The organism is Actinokineospora sp. NPDC051303, from assembly GCF_055586285.1.
Map to the genome: position 1 here is coordinate 1 of NZ_JBVJIN010000018.1, position 19906 is coordinate 19906.

Consider the following 19906-nt stretch of genomic DNA (forward strand, 5'->3'; position numbering starts at 1 on the left):
CTCCGCGCGTGTGAGGCCGAAGGCATCCCACCCGTCTTTCACACGGCGATCTTCCTTCGTAGGGGCCCCGAAGAAACCACTCCACCCCATCGAGCGGACCCCACGAAGCCCGGGACCACCCCACCCCATCGAACAACCCCACCACCCAGCTACCGAGCAGAAGCCGTAGACCCCCGAACAACAAGCTCCGGCATAAAGACATACTCCGCATGCGGCGCCGGATTCCCAGTAACCTCTTCCAGCAGCGCGTTCACCGCAGCCTGCCCCATAGCCTCAACCGGCTGCCGCAACGTAGTCAACGGCGGGTCAGCAAAAACGATCAGCGGAGAGTCATCGAAGCCAACCACCGACACATCCCGTGGAACCGCCAGCCCCCGATGCCGCGCCGCCCGAATCGCCCCGAACGCCATCAGATCATTCCCACAGATGATCGCCGTGCAGCCCTTGTCAATCAACGCGTTCGCCGCCGCTTGGCCGCCTTCGACGGTGAACAGCGAATGCCGCACCAGTTGTTCGGCCTCTTCGGCTGAGAAGGGGAGCACAGTCCGCATGTGTTGCACGAAGCCCTCAATCTTGCGCACCACCGGCACATACCGCCGCGGCCCGACAGCCAACCCGATGCGCTCGTGCCCCAGCTCCACCAGATGCTGCACCGCCAACCGCATTGCCGACCGATCATCGGTCGACACGAACGGCGCCGACACCCGCTCGGTATAACCGTTGATCATCACAAACGGCACCCCACGCCCGGCCAACTTGACGTACCGATCCATGTCCGCCGTCGAGTCCGCGTGCATCCCCGACACATAGATGATCCCGTTGACACCGCGATCAACCAGCGTGTTGGTCAATTCGTCCTCTGTGGACCCACCAGGACTCTGCGTGCACAGCACCGGCGTGTACCCGTCGCGGGTGAGAACCTGCTCGATCACCTGCGCGAAGGCAGGAAAGATCGGGTTGCTCAATTCCGGCGTGATCAGCCCGATCAGCCCGGCGCTGCGCGCCTGCAATCGGGCGGGCCGCTCGTACCCGAGCAAATCCAGTGCCGCCAAGACGGTCTGTCGGGTCGTGGTGGACACGCCCGCTTTCCCGTTGAGGACTCGGCTGACGGTCGCCTCGCTTACCCCGGCCTGGGTGGCGATGTCACTGAGCCGGGCCGTCGCGCCCGGCGCCGGGGTTTGCGCCATGTCACTCCTCCCACCACACCGCGGTGTCCGTCGGCAGCAGCAGGTCGGCGCCGTCCGCGGCCAAGGGACCCGAGGCGAGCAGCACCTTGTCGGGCACGGAAAGCCGCGCGGGCGCGGCGGCGAAGTTTAGCGCGCAGGAGAAGCCGCGTCCGGTGGCTGGGTCGAGTCGGTCGAACCGCAGCAGCGTGGGCTCGTCGTCGTGCCAGTGCACCGCGCGACCCGCGCCGAGCGCTGGGTGCGCGCGGCGGTGTCGCAGCGCCGACCGGTACAGCTCCAACATGGACTCGGGGTCGCCGGTCTGCGCTTCGACCGAGAGCGCGGCCCAGTCCGCGGGCTGGGGCAGCCACGGCGTCGACCCGTCTGGCCCGAAGCCGAGCGCGCTTCCCTGAGTCGACCACGGAATCGGCACCCGGCAGCCGTCGCGGCCGCGTTCGGTGTGCAGCGACCGCTCCCAGATCGGGTCCTGCAACACCTCTTCCGGCAGGTCGAGCACTTCGGCAAGGCCCAGTTCCTCGCCCTGGTACAGGTAGACCGAGCCGGGCAGCGCCAGCATCAACAGGATCGCCGCGCGCGCCCGGCGCCGCCCGGTTTCCCCGTCGCCGTAGCGGGTCACGTGCCGCTGGACGTCGTGGTTGGACAGCACCCAGGTCGCGGGCGCGGTCACCGGCTCCATCGCGGCCAGCGAGTCGGCGATGACCTCCCGCAGCGCGACCGGGTCCCATTCGGTGGTCAGGTAGTGGAAGTTGAACGCCTGGTGCAGCTCGTCGGGGCGCAGGTAGCGCGCGGTGCGCTCGGCGCTGGCGGTCCACGCCTCGGCGACGGCGATGCGCGGCGGCTCGTAGGTGTCGAGGATTTTGCGCCACTCGCGGTAGATCTCGTGCACGCCGTCCTGGTCGAAGTAGGGCAGCGGCCGGGTGTCGAGCAGCGCGTGCTGCCCGCTCGCGCCGACGTCGGGCAGGCCGTCCTGTTTGACCATTCCGTGCGCGACGTCCACTCGGAATCCGTCGACGCCCAGGTCCAGCCAGAACCGCAGCACGCTGTCGAACTCCTCGCGCACCTCCGGGTTCTCCCAGTTGAAGTCGGGCTGGGTGCTGTCGAACAGGTGCAGGTACCAGTCGCCGTCGGGCAGCCGGGTCCACGCGCCGCCGCCGAAGACCGATTCCCAGTCGTTTGGCGGCAACTCGCCTGCCGCGCCGCGGCCGGGGCGGAAGATGTAGCGGTTGCGCTCGGGCGAGCCGGGCCCGGCGGCCAGCGCCTCGCCGAACCAGCGGTGCGCGGACGAGGAGTGGTTCGGGACGATGTCCACGATCACCTTGAGCCCCAGGCGATGCGCGTCCGCCAGCAGCGCGCGGGCGTCGTCGAGGGTGCCGAAGAGCGGATCGATGTCCCGGTAGTCGGCCACGTCGTAGCCGCCGTCGGCCATCGGCGACGGGTAGAACGGGGTGATCCACAGGGCGTCCACGCCGAGGTCGGCCAGGTGCGGGAGACGGGCGCGGATGCCCGGCAGGTCGCCGATCCCGTCCCCGTCGGCGTCGGCGAAGCTGCGCACGTAAACCTGGTAGATGACGGCGTCCTGCCACCAGCCGCCGCGGCCGTTCTGCGTCATGGCGCTCCCTGGGGTGTGCTGTCGCTGCCGTGTCGATGTCCGGCCGCCTGCCGTGTCGCCCGACGCTAGCAGCGGTGACACCTTGCCGAAAGGTCTTGCAGCCAAGATTCCCGGCCTGGGGCTTCGCCTGGCCGTGGCGGGCGGGGAGTCGGGGACGCGATCACGCGCTGACGTCGGGGCGGTCGCGGCGTCGGCTGCGTATTCGGCAATTTTCGGTCATCTTTCCGCAAGTCGCCGCAACGTCTCCACGTCGGTTGGGCAGTGGCTTTCGCGGGTATTGCTCGGCCATCCGCTGAGCGAACGGGAGAGGCCATGGCCACGGTGACGAAGGTGATCGACGCGCCGCGGGCGCGGGTGTGGGCCGTTCTGGCCAACGGGTGGAGCTACGCGAGCTGGGTCGTCGGCGCCGCCCACATCCGCGACGTGGACGTCGGGTGGCCCGCTCCGGGGACCCGCATCCACCACAGCGTGGCGCCGTGGCCGCTCACCATCGAGGACGTCACCGTCGTGCGCGCGGCGCGGCCGGGGGAGTTGCTCGAACTCGATGCCAAAGCCTGGCCGCTCGGCGCGGCCCGGGTCCGGTTGGAACTCGATTCGATCGATTCAAGTAACACCAAGATTCAAATGTCCGAATGGATAGAGCATGGTGCAGGCCGATTTCTCCCTTCCAAAGTGCAAGTTGCACTACTGGTAGCGCGGAATCGCGAATCCCTCGACCGTTTGGGTGATCTCTCTCGCGGAGATGGCCCGATGTGAACCTTGAGTCACGAAGGCGTGCGATCATGTTCACCCGATCGTGATTACCCAGTGGTGATCACGCGGCATTATGGAAGGGCGGCCCAGCGACCGGGCCGCTCGGCGACAGGCGAAGCCCGGGGGTGGGAAATGCGCGAGAACGGGTCCTTAAAGCCGGTGGTCGATCCCGTGATCGTCGATCGGGCGGACGCCGCCGAGGCGCTTATGCGGTTCTTTCTGGCCAATGCCGACGCGAATGACCACGACGCCAATGACACCTTGGTCGAGGAACTCTGCAGGCGCTCCCGGGCGTCCCGCGCCCTGCCGTCGCCGCGTCCCGATCAGGACTGATCCCAGCTCGGCGGCGGGTCGGCAAACCGCCAACGCACCGTCCGTCCCGGATGGTCGAGTGCCGTGTTTCGGCGAGCCGGATATCCCCATGACGGCCCTCGATCCCTGACGTTCACGCGATGACGAACGCGACCGAGGCCGCGGTGGCCGCGAGCGTCCGCACGTGGTTCCATGCTGTCCACCGCCGCACATAGCCGGGCCAGTACTCGGCCGCGGCCGAGGACTCCGGCGCCAGCGCGTCGAGCTCGTTGTTCCACGGCACGTTACGCGCGAAGGTCACCAGCAGGACGCCGACCACGTAGAGCGCGCCCCCGACAACCCGGGGGAGCGGCCCGGCGACCGCGAGGACCACTCCCGCCGCCCCGGCGCCCAGGAACAGCAGCAGGAACAGCGGCGTGATGATCACCCGGTTGATCGACCGCATCGCCGCGACGCCCTGCGCGGGCGGCAGGGCGGCCAGCGCGCGCATCACGAACACCGAGAACGCGAAGAAGACCCCCGCCATCATCCCGCTCGCGACCGCCGCCGCCATCGTCAGAACGTCCATGCGCACACGCTAGGGCCTGTCCCGAAGTGCCTGCGCGGGCACTCCGAGACAGGATCCAGGTGCACTTGGCCACCACGTTGGCAACGGTGTTCCGGTGGACCTGTCAGGCCCTGGCGGCTGTGCCGGATCCGTCCGGCGGGCGGCCTACGCGGCCCTCGTCCACGCAGGTCCGGCCGCCTACGGTGGCGGCGTGCGAATGTGGGGAAGGGGCCTGCCGGGTCGTCGCGGTGCCCGAGGTGAATCTGCTTGACCTGCGCGGCGCTATCGGCGGGCGTCGGATCGGCTCTGCTCCTGCTCCTGCTCCGCCGACGGTCTCGGCGGGCGGGCGCGGTCAGCGCACCCGGTCCCGGCGGGCGAGGTCGGTAAGCGTTTCGGGGTCGGCGTTGACCTCGATCTGGGTGATCAGGCCGTTCGCCACGGTCAGCCGCATGACCGCGAACAGCTTGCGGTCGACGTAGGCCAGCACCGCTGGGCGACCCGCCACCGGATGCGACACCAGCACCGCCCGCCGCCGGTGGTAGTGCCGCAGCAAGGTCTTGGCGACGAGGTCGCGGCCGTGGTTGGTCCGGCGCCGCCCCGCCCCGAAGTCGGCCGCGCCCCACACCTTCGGGTGCAGCACGCCCAAGAGGGCGTCCACATCGCCGTTGGCGCACGCGGCGATGAACGTCTCGGTCACCGTCCGGTGCTCCGCCTGCCCCACCTCGTTGACCTGAACCGGCGCGTCGGCGATCTTCCGCCGCGCCCGCAGCGCCAGCTGCCTGCACGTGGCCGTCGTCTTCCCCAGGGTCCGCGCCACCGCGTCGAACGGCGTCTGAAAGACGTCGTGCAGCACGAACGCCACCCGCTCGGCCGGGCTGAGCCGCTGCAACACCACGAACAACGCAGACCGCACCTCGTCGTCCAACGTGACCCGGTCCGCCGGATCCACCACCGGCAGGTGCGCCACCGGCGTCGCCGAGTCCACCACCCCCACATCCTCGACCCGCTCCCGCCGCGCCTGCGCCGACCGAATCTGGTCCAGACACAACCGGCTGGTCACCACCGTCAACCACCCCCGGTCGTCGCGCACCTCCCCGTCCCCGGCCTTCGCCAACCGAGCGAACGCCTCCTGCACGACGTCCTCAGCCGCCCCCACGTCCCCGAGCATCCGAAACGCCAGATCAACCAGGTAAGACTGGTGCGCCCGCCACGCCACCACGATCCGGTCGCCGACCGCCTCTCCAGCCATACCCGAGCCCCCCTTCAGCACGTCCCCCACACATCAAGGACGGGACAGCCCCCGGAAACGTGACCGCCCCTTGTCACTTTCCGCCCCCCGAGATCGTCCTGTTCTTAGCAGGGGCTTCCACCGACAACCTTGGAGACCACAGTGAAGCTGACCATCTTCGCCGCCACCGGAGGCATCGGCAGGCACCTCCTGGAGCAGGCCATCGCCGACGGCCACGACGTCACCGCCGCCGTCCGCAACCCCGACAACCTCTCCACCGACGTCCGCACGGTCAAAGTAGACCTGTCCGCCCCCGACCCCACCCAACTCGAAGCCGCCATCACCGGAGCCGACGCCGTCCTCTCCGGCCTAGGCCAACGCGTCAACTCCAAGACCGACGCCGGAATCGCCACCGCCGGCACCCGAGCCATCACCCAAGCAATGGCAGCGACAAACGTCCACCGCATCCTGGTAGTCAGCGCGGCCCCACTCTCCACCATCCCGTCCCCAGCCCGCCCCAACGCCCCCAAACACGACCCAGCGGAAGGCTTCCTCACCCGCCACGTGCTGACCCCGGTCATCAAAGCCATACTCCGCAAGCGCTACCACGACCTGGCCCTGATGGAAGACCTACTCCTGGAAAGCGGTCTACAGTGGACAGTAGTCCGCCCGCCCCGCCTAACCGACGGCCCCACCACCGGCACCTACCGCACCGCCTACAACCACAACCTCCACCGAGGCGACACAATCTCCCGAGCCGACGTAGCCCACTACATGCTCGACGCCATCACCCGCCCCGAAACCATCGGACAGGCGGTAGGAATCGCCTACTAGCCACAAGCCACAACAAGCCCCGCCCCCGAAACCTGCCCCAGACACCACGCGGAGTGAAGCAGGAACAACAGGCCCACCGTCCTGCCCAACCGCATCTAACGCTGCCAGGCATCCGTGGGAGCGAGACAGTAAACCCGCGTTCCTGCCAGGCCGCACGGACCCTGCCAGGTGCTCGATGGGGTGGAGTGGTTTCTCTGGGGGAGAAGGAAGATTGCTAAGCTGGCTCCGCACGTGTGAGGCCGAAGGCATCCCACCCGTCTTTCACACGGCGATCTTCCTTCGTAGGGGCCCCAGAGAAACCACTCCACCCCATCGAGCAGACAGCACCCAAGCAGGCCCACGCAGCCTCAGCGCATAGGCCGAGTCCGATCAACATCCTCAATATCCTTGCGCCGCACAATCTGCGTAACCGGCCCAGTCTCCGTGTGCCCTTCCCGAGCCAGCCAATCACTCAACTGCCGCGCCACCGCAGCCAACGTCGGCCGCCGCCCAGGATCAGCATCCAGCGAAGCCATCAGCAGCCGCCGATGCGCGCTACGCAACGGCAGCTCCGACAACGGCTCCCCCTTAGCCGCGGCCATCAACGCGGCCATAGCGTTCTCCCGGTTGCCACGCGGCGGCTTACCAGTAAGCGCATAGCTCACCGTCGCCGCCAACTGCCAAGCATCCGACGCCGGAGTGGCGTTGGCGCCAGCGGCGGTCTCCGAAGCGAGAAAGTCCGGAGTCCCGACCATCATTCCGGTCGCGGTCAGCGTCGAGTCCCCCTTGGACCGGGCAATGCCGAAGTCGATCAGGTGAGCGTTGCCGTCCGGGTCGATGATGATGTTCGACGGCTTCACATCGCGGTGCAGCACGCCCTTGGCGTGCGCGGCCGACAGCGCCCCGGCCATGGTGATCCACAGCCGGGCCACGGCGACGTCGTCCAACGGGCCGCCGGTGGCGACCCGGTCGGCGAGCGGCTGGCCTTCGATGTACTCCATGACCAGGCCGAGCCCATCCGGCTCGGACACGATGTCGTACACCCGGACGCAGTTCGGGTGGTGCACCGCGGCCAGGGCGCGGGCCTCGCGCAGCATCCGCTCCTCGGTCTCGGCGTCGGGGGCGTGCGCCATCTTCACCGCCACCGTGCGGTCGAGCTGGGTGTCGACGGCGAGCCACACCGTGCCGAACCCGCCGTGGCCCAGGGTGCGGACCTTGCGGAACCGGGTGCCGGAGAACTTGATCGGCGGGGGCGGCGGGGCGGCTCCGCGCGGGGTGAACGGCAGCGGGCCGGGGTCGGCGGCGAGCCGGGCGAGCGCGGCGCGGTCCGGCTCGGGCTCCCCGACGAGCGTCGGCGGGATGTACGGCGGCGGCTTGCGCACGGGCGGCTGCTGCTGCACGGGCGGCGGCGGCACGTACTTGGGCACGGGCTTCGGGGGCACCGGCTGCGGTGGCGGCGGGGGCGGGTACGCGGGCGGCGGCGGGCCGGACGGCTCGGGCTTCTGGTAGCGGCGCTCGATGGTGGCCCAGCTCGGCGGCCCGATCACGTACACCGGGATCAGCCCCAGGACGCTCACCGGCAGGACTCCGAGCCACAGGTGCGTCAGGGTGTTCGCCTCGACCGGCAGGCTCAGCACGGCCATCAGGGCGAACGGCATCCAGATGAGCCTGCTCGGCCACTTCGGGCCCCGGCGCATCGCCGCGCGCGCCTGCAGGATCACGAACAGCAGGCAGATGGCGGGCAGCACGACCAGCATGGCCAGCCGCAGCAGGTACATCGGGAAGGTCTCGTACGGGTGAAACAGCACCTCGTAGGCGTTGGGCCTGCCGCCGAGGTAGTCGCTCTGCGGCCCCACCCAGCAGTGCTCCTCGCCGAACGACCCGGACCCGGGCAGGGCGACCGCGCCGTCGTCGGCGAAGACGCTGCGGTAGACGCCGTTGACGCCGTTGAACAGCAGCCACGGCAGCAGGAACGCGGTGACGCCGCCGATGACGCCGAACACCGTCAGCGTCACGGCGTTGTAGGTGTTGCCGGTGGCCTTGCGCACGATCGCGATCACCAGCGTGCCCAGCACGGGCAGCAGGGCGACCAGCGCACCGGCCATGCTCGTCGCCCACACCCAGTCACCGGGGCAGAGGTCTGGCCCGAACACACTGTGCGCGAAGGACAGCAGTGAAGCCGCGAGTTCGAGCACCGCGTCCACCAGCTCCTCTCTCAACCAGCCGATCGTCCATGAGACCAGGCGCGGGCGCGCCTGGATCCAGACTATGTCGAGCTGTGACCAAAACCGGTCGTTTATCCACAGGACGTCACATGGGCGGCGGAGGTTGTCCACAGGCCAGCGCATCGGCCGGACCGAGATCGTCGGTTCGGTGGCAAGGTATCGGTGAGGGGCGAGCGACCGTGATGGGAGGCTGGAAATGGCACGAAGGGGCGGTTACGCCGAGACCCACCAGCGCAGCCTGGCCGACCGGGAGGGGTTCTGGCTGGCGGCGGCGCGGCTGGTCGACTGGACGCGGCCGCCCACCCGCGCCCTGGACGCGTCGGCGGCCCCGCTCTACCGCTGGTTCCCCGACGGGGAGCTGAACACCTGCCACAACGCGCTGGACCGGCATGTCGCCGCGGGCCGGGGCGGGCAGCCAGCGCTGGTCTACGACTCGCCGGTCACCGGGGCCAAGGCGAGCTTCACCTACGCGGAACTGACTGATCTGGTGGCCCGGTTCGCGGGGGTGCTGGCCGGGCTGGGGGTCGGCAAGGGCGACCGGGTGATCATCTACATGCCGATGGTGCCGCAGACGGTGGTGGCCATGCTCGCCTGCGCGCGGCTGGGCGCGGTCCACTCCGTGGTGTTCGGCGGCTTCGCCGCGCGTGAGCTGGCCAGCCGGATCGATGACGCGCGGCCGAAGGTGATCGTGGCCGCGTCGTGCGGGATCGAGCCGACCCGGATCGTGGCGTACCGGCCGATCATCGCCGAGGCCGTGGCGCTGGCGGCGCACCGCCCGGAGCGGGTCGTGGTGCTCCAGCGCGAGCAGGCGCCCGCCGTGCTGGCCGAGGGCGACCTCGACTGGGACGTGGCGATGGCCACCGCGGCCCCGGCCGCGTGCGTGCCGGTCGCGGCGACGGACCCGCTGTATGTGCTCTACACCTCGGGGACCACCGGCAGGCCCAAGGGCGTGGTGCGCGACAACGGCGGCCACGCGGTGGCGATGGCCTGGTCGCTGCCCAACGTCTACGACATCCACCCGGGCGAGGTGTTCTGGGCCGCCTCCGACGTCGGCTGGGTCGTCGGCCACTCCTACATCGTGTACGCGCCGCTAATCGCCGGGGCGACGACGGTGCTCTACGAGGGCAAGCCGGTCGGCACGCCGGACGCGGGCGCGTTCTGGCGGGTCATCGCCGAGCACGGGGTGACGGCCCTGTTCACCGCGCCCACGGCGTTCCGGGCGATCAAGCGCGCCGACCCGGAAGCCGCCGAGCTGGCGAAGTACGACATGAGCGGCCTGCGCGCCCTGTTCCTCGCTGGCGAGCGGCTCGACCCGGAGACCTACCACTGGGCGAGCGCGAAGCTCGGCGTGCCGGTGGTCGACCACTGGTGGCAGACCGAGACGGGCTGGCCGGTCTGCGCGAACCCGCGCGGCCTGGACCCGCTGCCGATCAAGCCGGGTTCCCCGAGCGTGCCGCTGCCCGGCTACGACGTGCGCGTCCTCGACGCCAAGGGCGAGCCGGTGCCACCGGGGGTCGAGGGCGCGATCACCCTGCGCCTTCCCCTGCCGCCGGGCACGCTGCCGACGCTCTGGGGCGACGACGAGCGCTACATAGAGTCCTACCTGTCGCGCTACGAAGGCCATTACCTGACCGGCGACAGCGGCTATATAGATGAGGACGGTTACGTCTATGTCATGGGCCGCACCGACGACGTGATCAACGTGGCGGGCCACCGCCTGTCGACGGGCGCGATGGAGGCGGTGCTGGCCGCCCACCCCGCGGTGGCCGAGTGCGCGGTGATCGGCGTGCGTGATCCGCTCAAGGGCCAGCTTCCGCGTGGCCTGGTCGTCCTCAAGGCGGGCGCGGACATCGAGGAGTCCGTCCTGCGGGCCGAGTTGGTCGCCGCCGTCCGCGGTGAGATCGGCCCGGTCGCCGCCTTCCGTGATGTGTCGGTCGTGGACGCCCTGCCCAAGACCCGCAGCGGCAAGATCCTCCGCAAGACCATGCGCGGCATAGCCGACGGCCGCGACGAGCCCGTTCCTTCGACAATCGAGGACCCCGCGGTCCTCGACGCCTTACGCTCGATCCTCCGCGCCCCCTGACCGGCCCGCCCTGAGGAGCACCGGATGGACCGCATGCCCGTCTCGTCGTCCACCGTCGCCTCGGTCGGCTACGACGCGACCCGCAGGATTCTGGAGGTCGAGTTCCGCAACGGCGGGGTGTACCAGTACCTCGACGTCCCCAAGAAGGTCTACTGGCAGTTCGTCTCGGCCAAGAGCCCCGGCGCGTACCTGAACGGGGAGATCAAGGACGCCTACGACACCCGCAGAGTCACCTGACATGGCGAAGACCCCGCGGGCGGAACCCGCGGGGTCTTCCGGTGGCCGATCGGGTCAGGCCTGGTTCTGCTGCTGCGCCGCCGCGACCTGGGCGCGGACCTCGTCCATGTCCACCGCTTGGACCTGACTGATCAGGTCTTCGAGGGCGGGGGCCGGGAGGGCGCCGGGCTGGGCGTAGAGGACGACGCCGTCGCGGACGGCCATCACGGTGGGGATGGAGGAGATGTTGAACGCCTGCGCCAGCTGCTGCTGGTCCTCGGTGTCGACCTTGGCGAAGGTGATGTCGGTGTGCTTCTCCGACGCCGCGTCGTAGACCGGCGCGAACTGCCTGCACGGGCCGCACCAGGACGCCCAGAAGTCGACCAGAACGGTTCCGCCACCGCCCACGACCTCGTCGAAGTTCTCGGTGGTCAGCTCGACCGTCGCCACGTGGCCTCCTCAGTCCGGGGCATTGCGTTTCGCCTCGTCCAACGAACCGCCCGCCGGGAACATTCCCGCCGTCCGCTTGGATTCGCGGCCCAGGATGTTCCGGATCGCGGTGGCCGCGCGGTCGTAGACGCTGTCGTCGCCGGTGAGCACGCTGTCGCTGTTCGCGGCCCGGACGACGGCGTGGATCTCGAAGACGACCTGGGTGGCGTCGGTGTCCTCGGGCAGGTCGCCCGCGTCGGCCGCCTCGGTCACCAGGCGGGTGAGGACATCGATCCACAGGTCGTGGCAGCGGGCGACGGCGTCGTGGACGCGGCCGGAGCGGGCCTTGAACTCGCCCGCGACGGCGGCGAAGAAGCAGCCGCCGGGGAAGACCCGGGAGCGGGAGTAGTCGATCCACAGTTCGCACACGCGCAGCAGGCGGGGCAGCCCTTTCCGCGCGGCGAGCGCGGGCCGTAAGACGCTGTCGGCGAACACGTCTTCCGCGTAGCCGATAGTGGCGAGCTGGAGGTCTTCCTTGGACCCGAAGTGCGCGAAGATGCCGCTCTTGCTCAGCCGCAGTTCGCTCGCGAGCCTGCCCAGGGTCAGCCCTTCCAGGCCCTCGACGGAGGAGATCTCGGCCGCCCGGCGCAGGGTCAGGCGCCGGGTCTCCGCGCCGCGCGCCAGTCTGCCGTCCACGGGAAAACAATCTAGACGATCGGTCGGTCATCTGAAACTATGTGACCGATCGTTCGTACATATTCTGGGGAGGGCACTGTGGACATCCGAGAGCTGGACCGGCGGGCCGTGGAGTCGACCGGCCGGATCATCGACGCGCTCACCGACGAGCAGCTCGACGCGCCGACGCCATGCACCGAGTGGACCGTGCGGGAGGTCGTCGCGCACATGGTCGACAACCGCGTCAACTTCCTGCGGAAACTCGGGGGCGAGGCGCCCGCCCTCAGCGGCGACCTCCGGGCCGACTTCCGGGAGACCGCCGCCGCGGTAGCCGTCCTGGCCGACAACGACGAGGTCTTGGCCGCGGCGTACGAGATGCCGATAGGCACGGTCAACGGCCGGATAGCGCTGCTGATCCACTTCAACGACACGCTGGTGCACGGCTGGGACATCGGCACGGCCGTCGGCGTCGACGTCCGGCTCGACGACGACCTGGTCGAGGCCGCGCTCGGCTTCATCTCGACCTGGCCGGACACCCCGGCGGTCTGGGGACCGGGCGGGGCGTTCTCCGCGCGCCTGCCGGTGGCCGACGACGCCCCGCCGCAGGAGCGGCTGCTCGCGCTCACCGGCCGGTCGCCCGCCTGGTCGACTGTGTAGGCCCGGTCTCGGCGGGCCGGTGCGGGTGGGACGCCACCCGCCTTCGTCAGGGGCGGGCCGTCACATCGAGGCGGGGCCCAGTCGCCGGTAAGCGGTCACGGTGACCGAGCCGGTGACCGTGACCGGCTCGGGCAGCGCCGCGATGCGCTCGCCGAAGGCGTCGGCTGCGGCGTGGAACGCGCTCGGGCCCATGCCGACCAGGGCGGCGACATCGCGGTGCGGCAGCGCCATCGGGAACTCGACCGTGACCTGGCCGTCCGGGGCGAAGTGGGGAGCGAGCTTGGCGGTCACCCGGTCCTGTTTGCCCTCTTCGACGGTGAGCAGGCCCATCGTGGCCACCAGCTCGGCCAGATGCCGGGCGGTCGGCGCGACGACGAGCATCCTGCCCTGGGGGTGCAGGATGCGGCGCACCTCGGCCGGGTTGCGCGGTGCGAACACGTTCACCGCCAGCCCGGCCGAGGCGGTGCGGATCGGCAGCGGCTGCCAGGCGTCGCAGAGGACCGCGCCGAGCCGGGGGTGCGCGCGGGCGGCCCGGCGCAGCGCGGGCTTGGCCGCGTCGAGCGCGATCCCGACCCGGTCGGGCCAGGCGTCGAGGACGGCGGCGAGGTAGTGCCCGACACCGGCGCCAATGTCCACGACGCAGCCGGGCGCGGGCGCGGCGGCCTCGACCAGCGCGCGCACGATGGGGGCGTAGTGGCCCGCGCCGAGGAAAGCGGCGCGGCCCTCGACCATGGCGGGCGTGTCGCCGGTGAACGTCGGCGCGCCGCGCAAGAGGCTCACATAGCCCTGCCGGGCGATGTCGAAGCTGTGCCGGTTGCCGCAGCGCAGGGCGCCGCCGTCGAGCACGAGGCCGTCCGCGCAGTGCGGGCAGACCAGGTACGGCACGACGTCGGCGAGCATGAGGGGACCCTACGACAGCGACGGCGAGGCCCCGGACGATCGGATCGTCCGGGGCCTCGCCGGGGGCGCTCAGGAGCGGCGCAGCAGGGCGGCGCGCAGCCTCGGGGTCAGCAGGACCGCGCCGCCGCCGAGGACGAGGGCGGCCGCGGCGAACACCAGCCAGCCCACGTTGGCTCCGGTGTCGGCCAGTTCGCCGTCATCGCCCGCGCCCACGGCCGCGACAGCGGAGGTGGTGGTCGTGACCGGCGTCGAGGCCGAGGGGGTGCTGGTCGGCGCCGAGGACTCGGTCGGGACGGTGACCTCGGGGGCGGACGTCGTGCTGGTGGGGCTGGTCGAGCTGGTCGGCTCCGAGGTGGTGGTCTCGGTGTCGGCCTTGACGCCGCAGGCGAACCAGTGGCTGATCGTCGCGGGCCCGCCGCTGTTGCCCGCCAGCGGCGAGCGCAGGTCGAGCCCGTCGCCCAGCTGGTCGGCGTCGTACTTGTTGTAGGCGTTGGCGCCCTTGACGATCACGCCCGCGAGTTCGACGTCGTCGGGCACGTCGGTGATGTCGAGGTAGGTGTTCGTCGCGTCGGCCTCGCCGGTCACGCTCACCCGCACGCTGCCTTCCCACAGCTTCGGGCAGTCGTCCCGGTCGCCTTCGGACTCGACGTTGCCCGCGTGCACCGTGGCGCGGGGGTCGTCGGAAACGGGGTCGCCTGGCGTCGCCGACGCGCTGAGCGGCAGGAAGGCGAACAACGCCGCCGTGCTGACGGCAACCCCGAACGCGGCCATGGACGTGCGCATGTGTACTCCTGGACTGGTGACGATCCCCCGATTGGGCGCACAAGGATTTACACCCTGTCGAGTGACCACGTCCAGCCGCTCAGCTAAATGGGGACATACCGTGACTCTATTGCTACTAATCCCTCATTCGTGAAGGTCATTCACGGCGTCCCCGATCGCCCGGTGGAACGTCGGATACGCATAGATCATGTGCCGCAACCGGGCCACCGGCACCTCGCCGTGGATCGCCACCGCCAGCGCCCCGAGCACTTCCCCGCCCGTGGGCCCGACCGAGGTCGCGCCCACGAGAACGCCGCGGTCGGCGTCCTCGATCAGCTTGATCAGGCCCTCGTTGCCCACCTTGTGAATCCAGCCGCGCGAGGACTCCGGAATCCGCGCGACGCCGACGCGCACGGTCAGTCCCGCCTCGCGCGCGGCGTTTTCGGTAAAACCAACCGAACCGACCTCCGGGTCGGTAAAAGTCACACGGGGAACGGCGCGATAGTCGGCGGCCGGGCTGTCTTCGCCGAGGATGTCCGCGGCCGCGATACCGGACTGGTACATCGACATATGGGTGAACGCGCCCTTGCCGGTGATGTCGCCGATGGCCCACAAACCGTCGGCCGCGCGCATTCGCTCGTCCACCGTGATCCCGCGCGCCGACTCGTCCAACCCGAACGCGCCGACCCCCAGCGCGGCCAGGTCGGTCTTGCGGCCCGCCGCCACCAGCACCTGGTCCGCGGTCACCGGCTCCGCGCCCTTGATGTGCAGGGTGAACCGCTGCCCGTCGTAGTCGCAGGCGGTGATCTTGACGCCGGTCTTGACCAGGATGTGCTCCGCGGCGAACCGCTCGGCGAGCAGCGCGCTCGACTCAGGCTCGTCCTGGGGCAGCAGGCGCTCGTTGGACTGCAACACCGTCACCTTCGCCCCGAACCGGGCGAAGACCTGGGCGAACTCGCAGCCGACCGGCCCGCCGCCGATGACGATCAGCGACTCGGGCACGGCCTCGGCGCGCACCGCGTCGCGGTTGGTCCAGACCGGGGCGTCGGCCAGGCCGGGAATCGGCGGGACCGCCGGATCGGTGCCGGGGTTGACGACGATGCCGCGCCGGGCCCGGACCACGCGGTCCCCGTCCGGGCTGGTGACGACGAGCTCACCCGGTGCGGTGATCTTCGCGCGGCCGCGGACGAACTCGACCCCGGCGGCGACCAGCCGCTCGACGGCGACCCGGTCGTCCCAGTCGTCGGTGGCCTCGTCCCGCAGGCGCGCGGCGACCGGCGCCCAGTCCGCGCGCACCTCCGCCGAGCCCGCCAGCGCCGACACCCGGCGGGCCTCTGCGAGCGAGTCGGCGGCGCGGATCATCATCTTCGTCGGGACGCAGGCGTAGTACGGGCACTCACCGCCGACGAGCCGGGACTCGATGCCCGCGATGGACAGCCCGGCGCCCGCCAGCCGGGTCGCCAGCGCCTCCCCGCCCGGTCCCAGCCCGACCACCGCGATGTCGACCGTGCGCACGTCCTCAGCCAAGACCATCAACTCCTCGAAGCGGTTCCTGCCAACACCTCAGCACGGCGCCCCCGCCCGCGCAGGGCCAGGGTCGCGATGACCGGGGTGAACACGAGCGCGGCCAGCACGTAGGCGTTGCCGAGCAGCGCATGGCCGGGCGACCAGTGCAACTCGACCTTGGCGCCGCTGGGGACCAGGCGGAATTGCCACCCGGTGAACACGACGACGAGCACACCCAGCGCTGTCCACGACCAGACAGTGGCGAGACGTAAGAGGAACCCGGCCAGCGGCACTGCCCACACCCAGTGGTGCGTCCAAGACACCGGACTTACCAGCAGCCCGGCAAACGCGGTGACCAGCAGCGCGCCCATGCTCTCGCCGCGCCGGTCAAGCCTGTGCGCCACCAGCGCGGCGACGGCTAAGACGAACAAGGCAACCACAACGAAAAGCAGGAAAGCGCCGCGGCTCTCCCCGGTCGCCCGCTGGAGCAGGCCGTTGAGGGACTGGTTGCCGATCCACGAGTTGGTGGTGGCGTCGTTGCCGTCGACCAGCGCCTCGGTCCAGAACCGCACGGTGTCGTCCGGCAGCGCCGCGGCGGCGAGCAGGTTGAGCGCGGCGAACGCCCCGAGCGCGCGCCCGGCGTCCGCCCACCGCCGGGTGACCACCAGGTGCGCCACGAAGATCAGCGGCGTCAGCTTCACCGCGGCGGCCAGGCCGATCAGCAGCCCGGAGACCTTGGCACCGCGCAGCAGCAGGACGTCCGCGACGACCATCGCCATCAGGATCAGGTTGACCTGCCCCAGCCCCAGCGACCGCCACACCGGCTCCAGCGCGAGCACGGCGAGCAGCAGCGCCGCGAACGGCCAGCCTTGCCGCAGCGCGCCGGGCAGGCTCGCCCGCAGGACCACCCCGAGCGCCAGGGCCGACAGCGCCGCCACCGCGCCCCACGCGAGTTGCGCGGGCAGCATGGTCAGCGGCACGAACACCAGCCCCGCGATCGGCGGGTAGGTGAACGGCAGCGGCGGCGCCCACACCTCTCCGGTGGTCAGCGGCGCGTACAGGGAGTCACCGTGCAGCAGGGTGAGCGCGCCCGCCCGGTAGACCGAGCTGTCGACCCCGAGTCCCCACCCGGCCAGCCAGAACACCACGGCCAAGCCCCCGACCGCGACCATCAGCCCGGTCACGACGATAGGCACGCGCCGTCTGTGTCCCCCCATGCGCGTCACCCTATCGGCGCAACACCACCGGCGATCGCGGAACTGTGCGGAGAGTTCAGGCCAACGCGCGCAGCCGCCGGATCCGGTCGGCGTGCGCGGGGTGGCTGGCCAGCATCCGCGCCCGCAGGGGCCGCCGGGCGCCGTGCGGGTCGGCGGCGAGCCAGCCGGACAGCACCTCGATCAGCGCGGGCCCGTAACCCAGCGTGGCGGCCGTGCGGTCGGCCCGGTACTCGCCGAGCCTGCTCGCCCAGGCCAGCAGCGGGCTGAGCAGCGGCATCAGCACCAGCCACGGGTTCAGCACCACCAGCCCGAACAGCAGGATCAGCGCGACCAGCACCGAGGCCAGCCCGGCGGCGGCGCTGCCGAAGCGCAGGAACACGCGGCCGACGAACCCGACGAGCCGCACGGCCAAGCGCACCACCTGGATCGACCCGCGCGCGGGCAGTTCGTACCACCAGCCCAGCAGCGACACCCGCGCGTGCCCGGACAAGTGGTGCCCCAGCTCATGGGCGAGGATCGCCTCCAGCGACCGCCCCGGCAGGTCCAGCGCGCGCCGGGTGACCGCCACCGTCCGCCCACCCGCGGCGAAGGCGTTGAGGTCGCGGGACTGCTCGACCCACAGCGTGTACCGCCTTGGGTCGGTCCCCGCCGCCGCGCACACCGAGCGCCACAGCGGCTCCAGCCGCTGCCGCTCGCCCACGGTGGGCGCCCGCATGCTGAACATGGCCCCGGCGAGCACCTTCTCCACCCACGGCACGAAGGTCAGCGCCCCCGACGCCACCCAGGCGACGGCGACGACCCAGGCCGCCCACTGCGGCGAAGGCCACACGACCCGCGCCAGCACGGCCACCACGACGAGGCTGCTGAGGAAGGCGGGCAACGCGAACACCGCGCTCATCACCGCGGGCGCGTCCGGCCCCCGCCGAACCGACCCGCCCCGCGGAATCCAGGTCTCCCCCACCGCAACTCCCACACGTGCGTCGACGCCAAGGCCCCTCAACCTTGCCCGCCCCCACCGCCACTGTCCACGACCGGATCTTGCTTGGGCGGACAGGGGAGCGCCCACCCATTCGGCGGACGGGACCGAATGGGTGGGCGCTGGCCGACGCCAGGAGTCCGGCGCTCAGCCGAGTCCGGCGGCGAGCTTCCAGAACGCGAGGTTGTGCGTGTGCTGGTAGGAGCCCCAGCTGAACGTCGCGGGCGCGGCGCTGGGATTCAGATTGCGGTACGGGGTGCTGAAGATGTTGAAGGCGGGCCACTGCGGGACCGCGGCCCCGCGGTTGGGGTCGCCGGTGGCGGCGAAGTTGCCCCAGTAGCGCATCATCTGGCCCGACAGCGCCCGCTGCGCGTCGTTCATCAGAACGGTGCTGGGCATGGTGAGCAGGTACTGGATCTCGCCGCCGTGGTACGCCCCGATCCGCAGGTCCTTGGCCGCTAGCGACAGTGGCGCGTCCGCGTCGGTGAACTCGTAGGCGAAGGTCGGTGTGCGCCCGCTGACGGCCTTGGCCACCCGGTCGGTGTGGTAGGCGAACGCGGAGTCGGTGATGATGGCGCTCAGCGCGTTGACGGGCGTGCCGTAGCGCTTGGTCGAGTAGATGTTCCCGATCGTGTTCGCCGCCGCCTCGGAGCCGGTCATGCCGACGAGGAGCTTGCGGTACTCGTCCTCGGTGATGCCGCGCGGGCCGTAGGCCAGGTAGGTGAACAGGCGCCCCTCGTCGCGGTTGGTCCCGAGCATGATCGGCATCCGGTGGAACTGGCCCGCCTCCATCCTGCGGACCGGCTCGCCCGGCAGCACGGCTCCGTCCACGACCGGGCTCCAGCCGCCGCTGAGCAGCGGGTTCTCGCCGCCCGCCGGGCCGATGAGGTCCTTGACCTCCTTGCCCCGCAGGCAGGCGATCTGCTCCGGGCCGTCGGGGCAGCCGAGCTGGGCCGCGAACTTCTGGCTCCTGGCGTACTTGTCGGCTTCCGGCTCGCTGCCAGGCCGGGCGAAGGCGCAGGCGCCGCTCTGCATGACCGCGCGGTGGAACAGCCCCGCCGCCCCGGGCGAGGTGAGGTTGGCGCAGACGCTCCCCGCGCCCGCCGACTCGCCGAACAGCGTCACCCGGTCGCGGTCGCCGCCGAAGTTCTCGATGTTGCGGCGGGTCCAGCGCAGCGCGGCCTGCTGGTCCTGGATGCCGAAGTTGAGCGCCGGGTCCGCTGCCGTCAGGCCCGGGAGCGCGAGGAAGCCGAGCGCGCCCAGCCGGTAGTTGGTGGTCACCACGACGCTGTTGGTCGTGTTGGCCAGGTTTTGCGGGCCGTAGAGCGAACCGCCACCGATGACGAAACCTCCGCCGTGCAGCCACACCATCACCGGCAGGTCGGCGCCCGAGCGCGCGCCTGCCGGGGCGTACACGTTGAGGTACAGGCAGTCTTCCGCGGTGGAGCCGGTCGGCGTGCCGCCAGCGGGAGCGGGGTTCTGCGCGCAGAGCGGCCCCGGGCTGACGGCGTCGCGCACGCCGGTCCAGGACGCCACCGGACGCGGCGCCTGCCACCGCAGCTCACCCACCGGAGCCTGCGCGAACGGCACGCCGAGGAACGCGCGGCCGCTCTCCCCGACGACACCGCGGATCACGCCCGCGTCGGTGCTGACCACCCCGTCGTCCTCTTGGGACGCCGCCACCGCGTTCGGCATCACGACGGCAAGCCCCGCGACCGCGGCCAGCCCGACGCCCAACGCGGCCAGCCTGCCGCTCAACATCCTTGTTCGCGCCACGACGTTCCCTTCACATTCCCCGACAACAGCTCGCGACG

The 19906-nt window shown here is 70.9% G+C and carries 19 protein-coding genes; 6 read left to right on the plus strand and 13 right to left on the minus strand.

Annotation, left to right across the window (positions count from 1 at the left end; genetic code table 11):
* Positions 1-149 precede the first annotated feature (149 nt).
* Complete coding sequence (locus ACZ6SD_RS15830) at positions 150-1187, minus strand: LacI family DNA-binding transcriptional regulator (RefSeq protein ID WP_465317661.1); 1038 nt, start codon at positions 1185-1187, stop codon at positions 150-152.
* A 1-nt stretch (position 1188) separates the two neighbouring features.
* On the minus strand, positions 1189-2793 hold the full coding sequence (locus tag ACZ6SD_RS15835; protein ID WP_465317662.1) for a glycoside hydrolase family 13 protein: 1605 nt from the start codon (positions 2791-2793) through the stop codon (positions 1189-1191).
* A gap of 312 nt (positions 2794-3105) precedes the next feature.
* Here ACZ6SD_RS15835 and ACZ6SD_RS15840 point away from each other — a divergent pair, with 312 nt between their 5' ends.
* Entirely contained in the window at positions 3106-3549 is a 444-nt protein-coding gene (locus tag ACZ6SD_RS15840; protein WP_465317664.1) for an SRPBCC family protein, read from the plus strand.
* A 129-nt stretch (positions 3550-3678) separates the two neighbouring features.
* Positions 3679-3879, plus strand: coding sequence for a hypothetical protein (locus ACZ6SD_RS15845; protein WP_465317665.1), 201 nt, complete (start codon positions 3679-3681; stop codon positions 3877-3879).
* Positions 3880-3991: 112 nt separating this feature from the next.
* On the opposite strand, the gene ACZ6SD_RS15850 is transcribed toward ACZ6SD_RS15845, so the two are convergent.
* Together ACZ6SD_RS15850 and sigI are read right to left on the minus strand one after the other, a co-directional pair.
* Positions 3992-4426 carry an anthrone oxygenase family protein gene (locus ACZ6SD_RS15850; protein WP_465317666.1) on the minus strand — a complete coding sequence of 145 codons (435 nt, stop codon included), beginning with the start codon at positions 4424-4426 and terminating at the stop codon, positions 3992-3994.
* Between the two features lie 331 nt (positions 4427-4757).
* Positions 4758-5654, minus strand: coding sequence for an RNA polymerase sigma factor SigI (sigI, locus tag ACZ6SD_RS15855; protein ID WP_465317668.1), 897 nt, complete (start codon positions 5652-5654; stop codon positions 4758-4760).
* Positions 5655-5795: 141 nt separating this feature from the next.
* On the opposite strand from sigI, the gene ACZ6SD_RS15860 reads away from it, so the two are divergent.
* Positions 5796-6467, plus strand: coding sequence for an NAD(P)-dependent oxidoreductase (locus ACZ6SD_RS15860; protein ID WP_465317669.1), 672 nt, complete (start codon positions 5796-5798; stop codon positions 6465-6467).
* Positions 6468-6814: 347 nt separating this feature from the next.
* Here the strand turns inward: ACZ6SD_RS15860 and ACZ6SD_RS15865 are convergent, their stop codons facing one another.
* Positions 6815-8551 (minus strand): serine/threonine-protein kinase, encoded by a 1737-nt coding sequence (locus tag ACZ6SD_RS15865; RefSeq protein WP_465317783.1) that lies wholly within the window; start codon positions 8549-8551, stop codon positions 6815-6817.
* A 316-nt stretch (positions 8552-8867) separates the two neighbouring features.
* On the opposite strand from ACZ6SD_RS15865, the gene ACZ6SD_RS15870 reads away from it, so the two are divergent.
* Positions 8868-10754 carry a propionyl-CoA synthetase gene (locus ACZ6SD_RS15870; protein ID WP_465317670.1) on the plus strand — a complete coding sequence of 629 codons (1887 nt, stop codon included), beginning with the start codon at positions 8868-8870 and terminating at the stop codon, positions 10752-10754.
* 24 nt (positions 10755-10778) lie between these two features.
* Complete coding sequence (locus tag ACZ6SD_RS15875) at positions 10779-10991, plus strand: KTSC domain-containing protein (protein WP_465317671.1); 213 nt, start codon at positions 10779-10781, stop codon at positions 10989-10991.
* A 54-nt stretch (positions 10992-11045) separates the two neighbouring features.
* Here the strand turns inward: ACZ6SD_RS15875 and trxA are convergent, their stop codons facing one another.
* On the minus strand, positions 11046-11420 hold the full coding sequence (gene trxA / locus ACZ6SD_RS15880) for a thioredoxin (protein ID WP_465317672.1): 375 nt from the start codon (positions 11418-11420) through the stop codon (positions 11046-11048).
* Positions 11421-11429: 9 nt separating this feature from the next.
* Positions 11430-12095, minus strand: coding sequence for a TetR/AcrR family transcriptional regulator (locus ACZ6SD_RS15885; RefSeq protein ID WP_465317673.1), 666 nt, complete (start codon positions 12093-12095; stop codon positions 11430-11432).
* Between the two features lie 78 nt (positions 12096-12173).
* Between ACZ6SD_RS15885 and ACZ6SD_RS15890 the strand changes: the two genes are divergently transcribed.
* Complete coding sequence (locus tag ACZ6SD_RS15890) at positions 12174-12731, plus strand: TIGR03086 family metal-binding protein (RefSeq protein ID WP_465317674.1); 558 nt, start codon at positions 12174-12176, stop codon at positions 12729-12731.
* A 60-nt stretch (positions 12732-12791) separates the two neighbouring features.
* On the opposite strand, the gene ACZ6SD_RS15895 is transcribed toward ACZ6SD_RS15890, so the two are convergent.
* The 6 genes from ACZ6SD_RS15895 to ACZ6SD_RS15920 all read right to left on the minus strand — a co-directional run bounded on the left by ACZ6SD_RS15895 (position 12792) and on the right by ACZ6SD_RS15920 (position 19868).
* The gene (locus ACZ6SD_RS15895) at positions 12792-13631 is read right to left on the minus strand and encodes a putative RNA methyltransferase (protein WP_465317675.1); all 840 of its coding nucleotides are present in this window, start codon (positions 13629-13631) and stop codon (positions 12792-12794) included.
* Positions 13632-13700: 69 nt separating this feature from the next.
* A complete protein-coding gene (locus ACZ6SD_RS15900) occupies positions 13701-14414 on the minus strand; it encodes a hypothetical protein (RefSeq protein ID WP_465317676.1) in 714 nt (237 codons plus the stop codon).
* Positions 14415-14537: 123 nt separating this feature from the next.
* Positions 14538-15920, minus strand: coding sequence for a dihydrolipoyl dehydrogenase family protein (locus ACZ6SD_RS15905; RefSeq protein ID WP_465317677.1), 1383 nt, complete (start codon positions 15918-15920; stop codon positions 14538-14540).
* 5 nt (positions 15921-15925) lie between these two features.
* Positions 15926-17095 (minus strand): glycosyltransferase 87 family protein, encoded by a 1170-nt coding sequence (locus tag ACZ6SD_RS15910; RefSeq protein WP_465317678.1) that lies wholly within the window; start codon positions 17093-17095, stop codon positions 15926-15928.
* A 76-nt stretch (positions 17096-17171) separates the two neighbouring features.
* Positions 17172-18077 (minus strand): M48 family metalloprotease, encoded by a 906-nt coding sequence (locus ACZ6SD_RS15915; protein ID WP_465317679.1) that lies wholly within the window; start codon positions 18075-18077, stop codon positions 17172-17174.
* A gap of 162 nt (positions 18078-18239) precedes the next feature.
* Positions 18240-19868, minus strand: a complete 1629-nt coding sequence (locus ACZ6SD_RS15920) for a carboxylesterase/lipase family protein (protein ID WP_465317680.1) — start codon at positions 19866-19868, stop codon at positions 18240-18242.
* Positions 19869-19906: the final 38 nt, after the last annotated feature.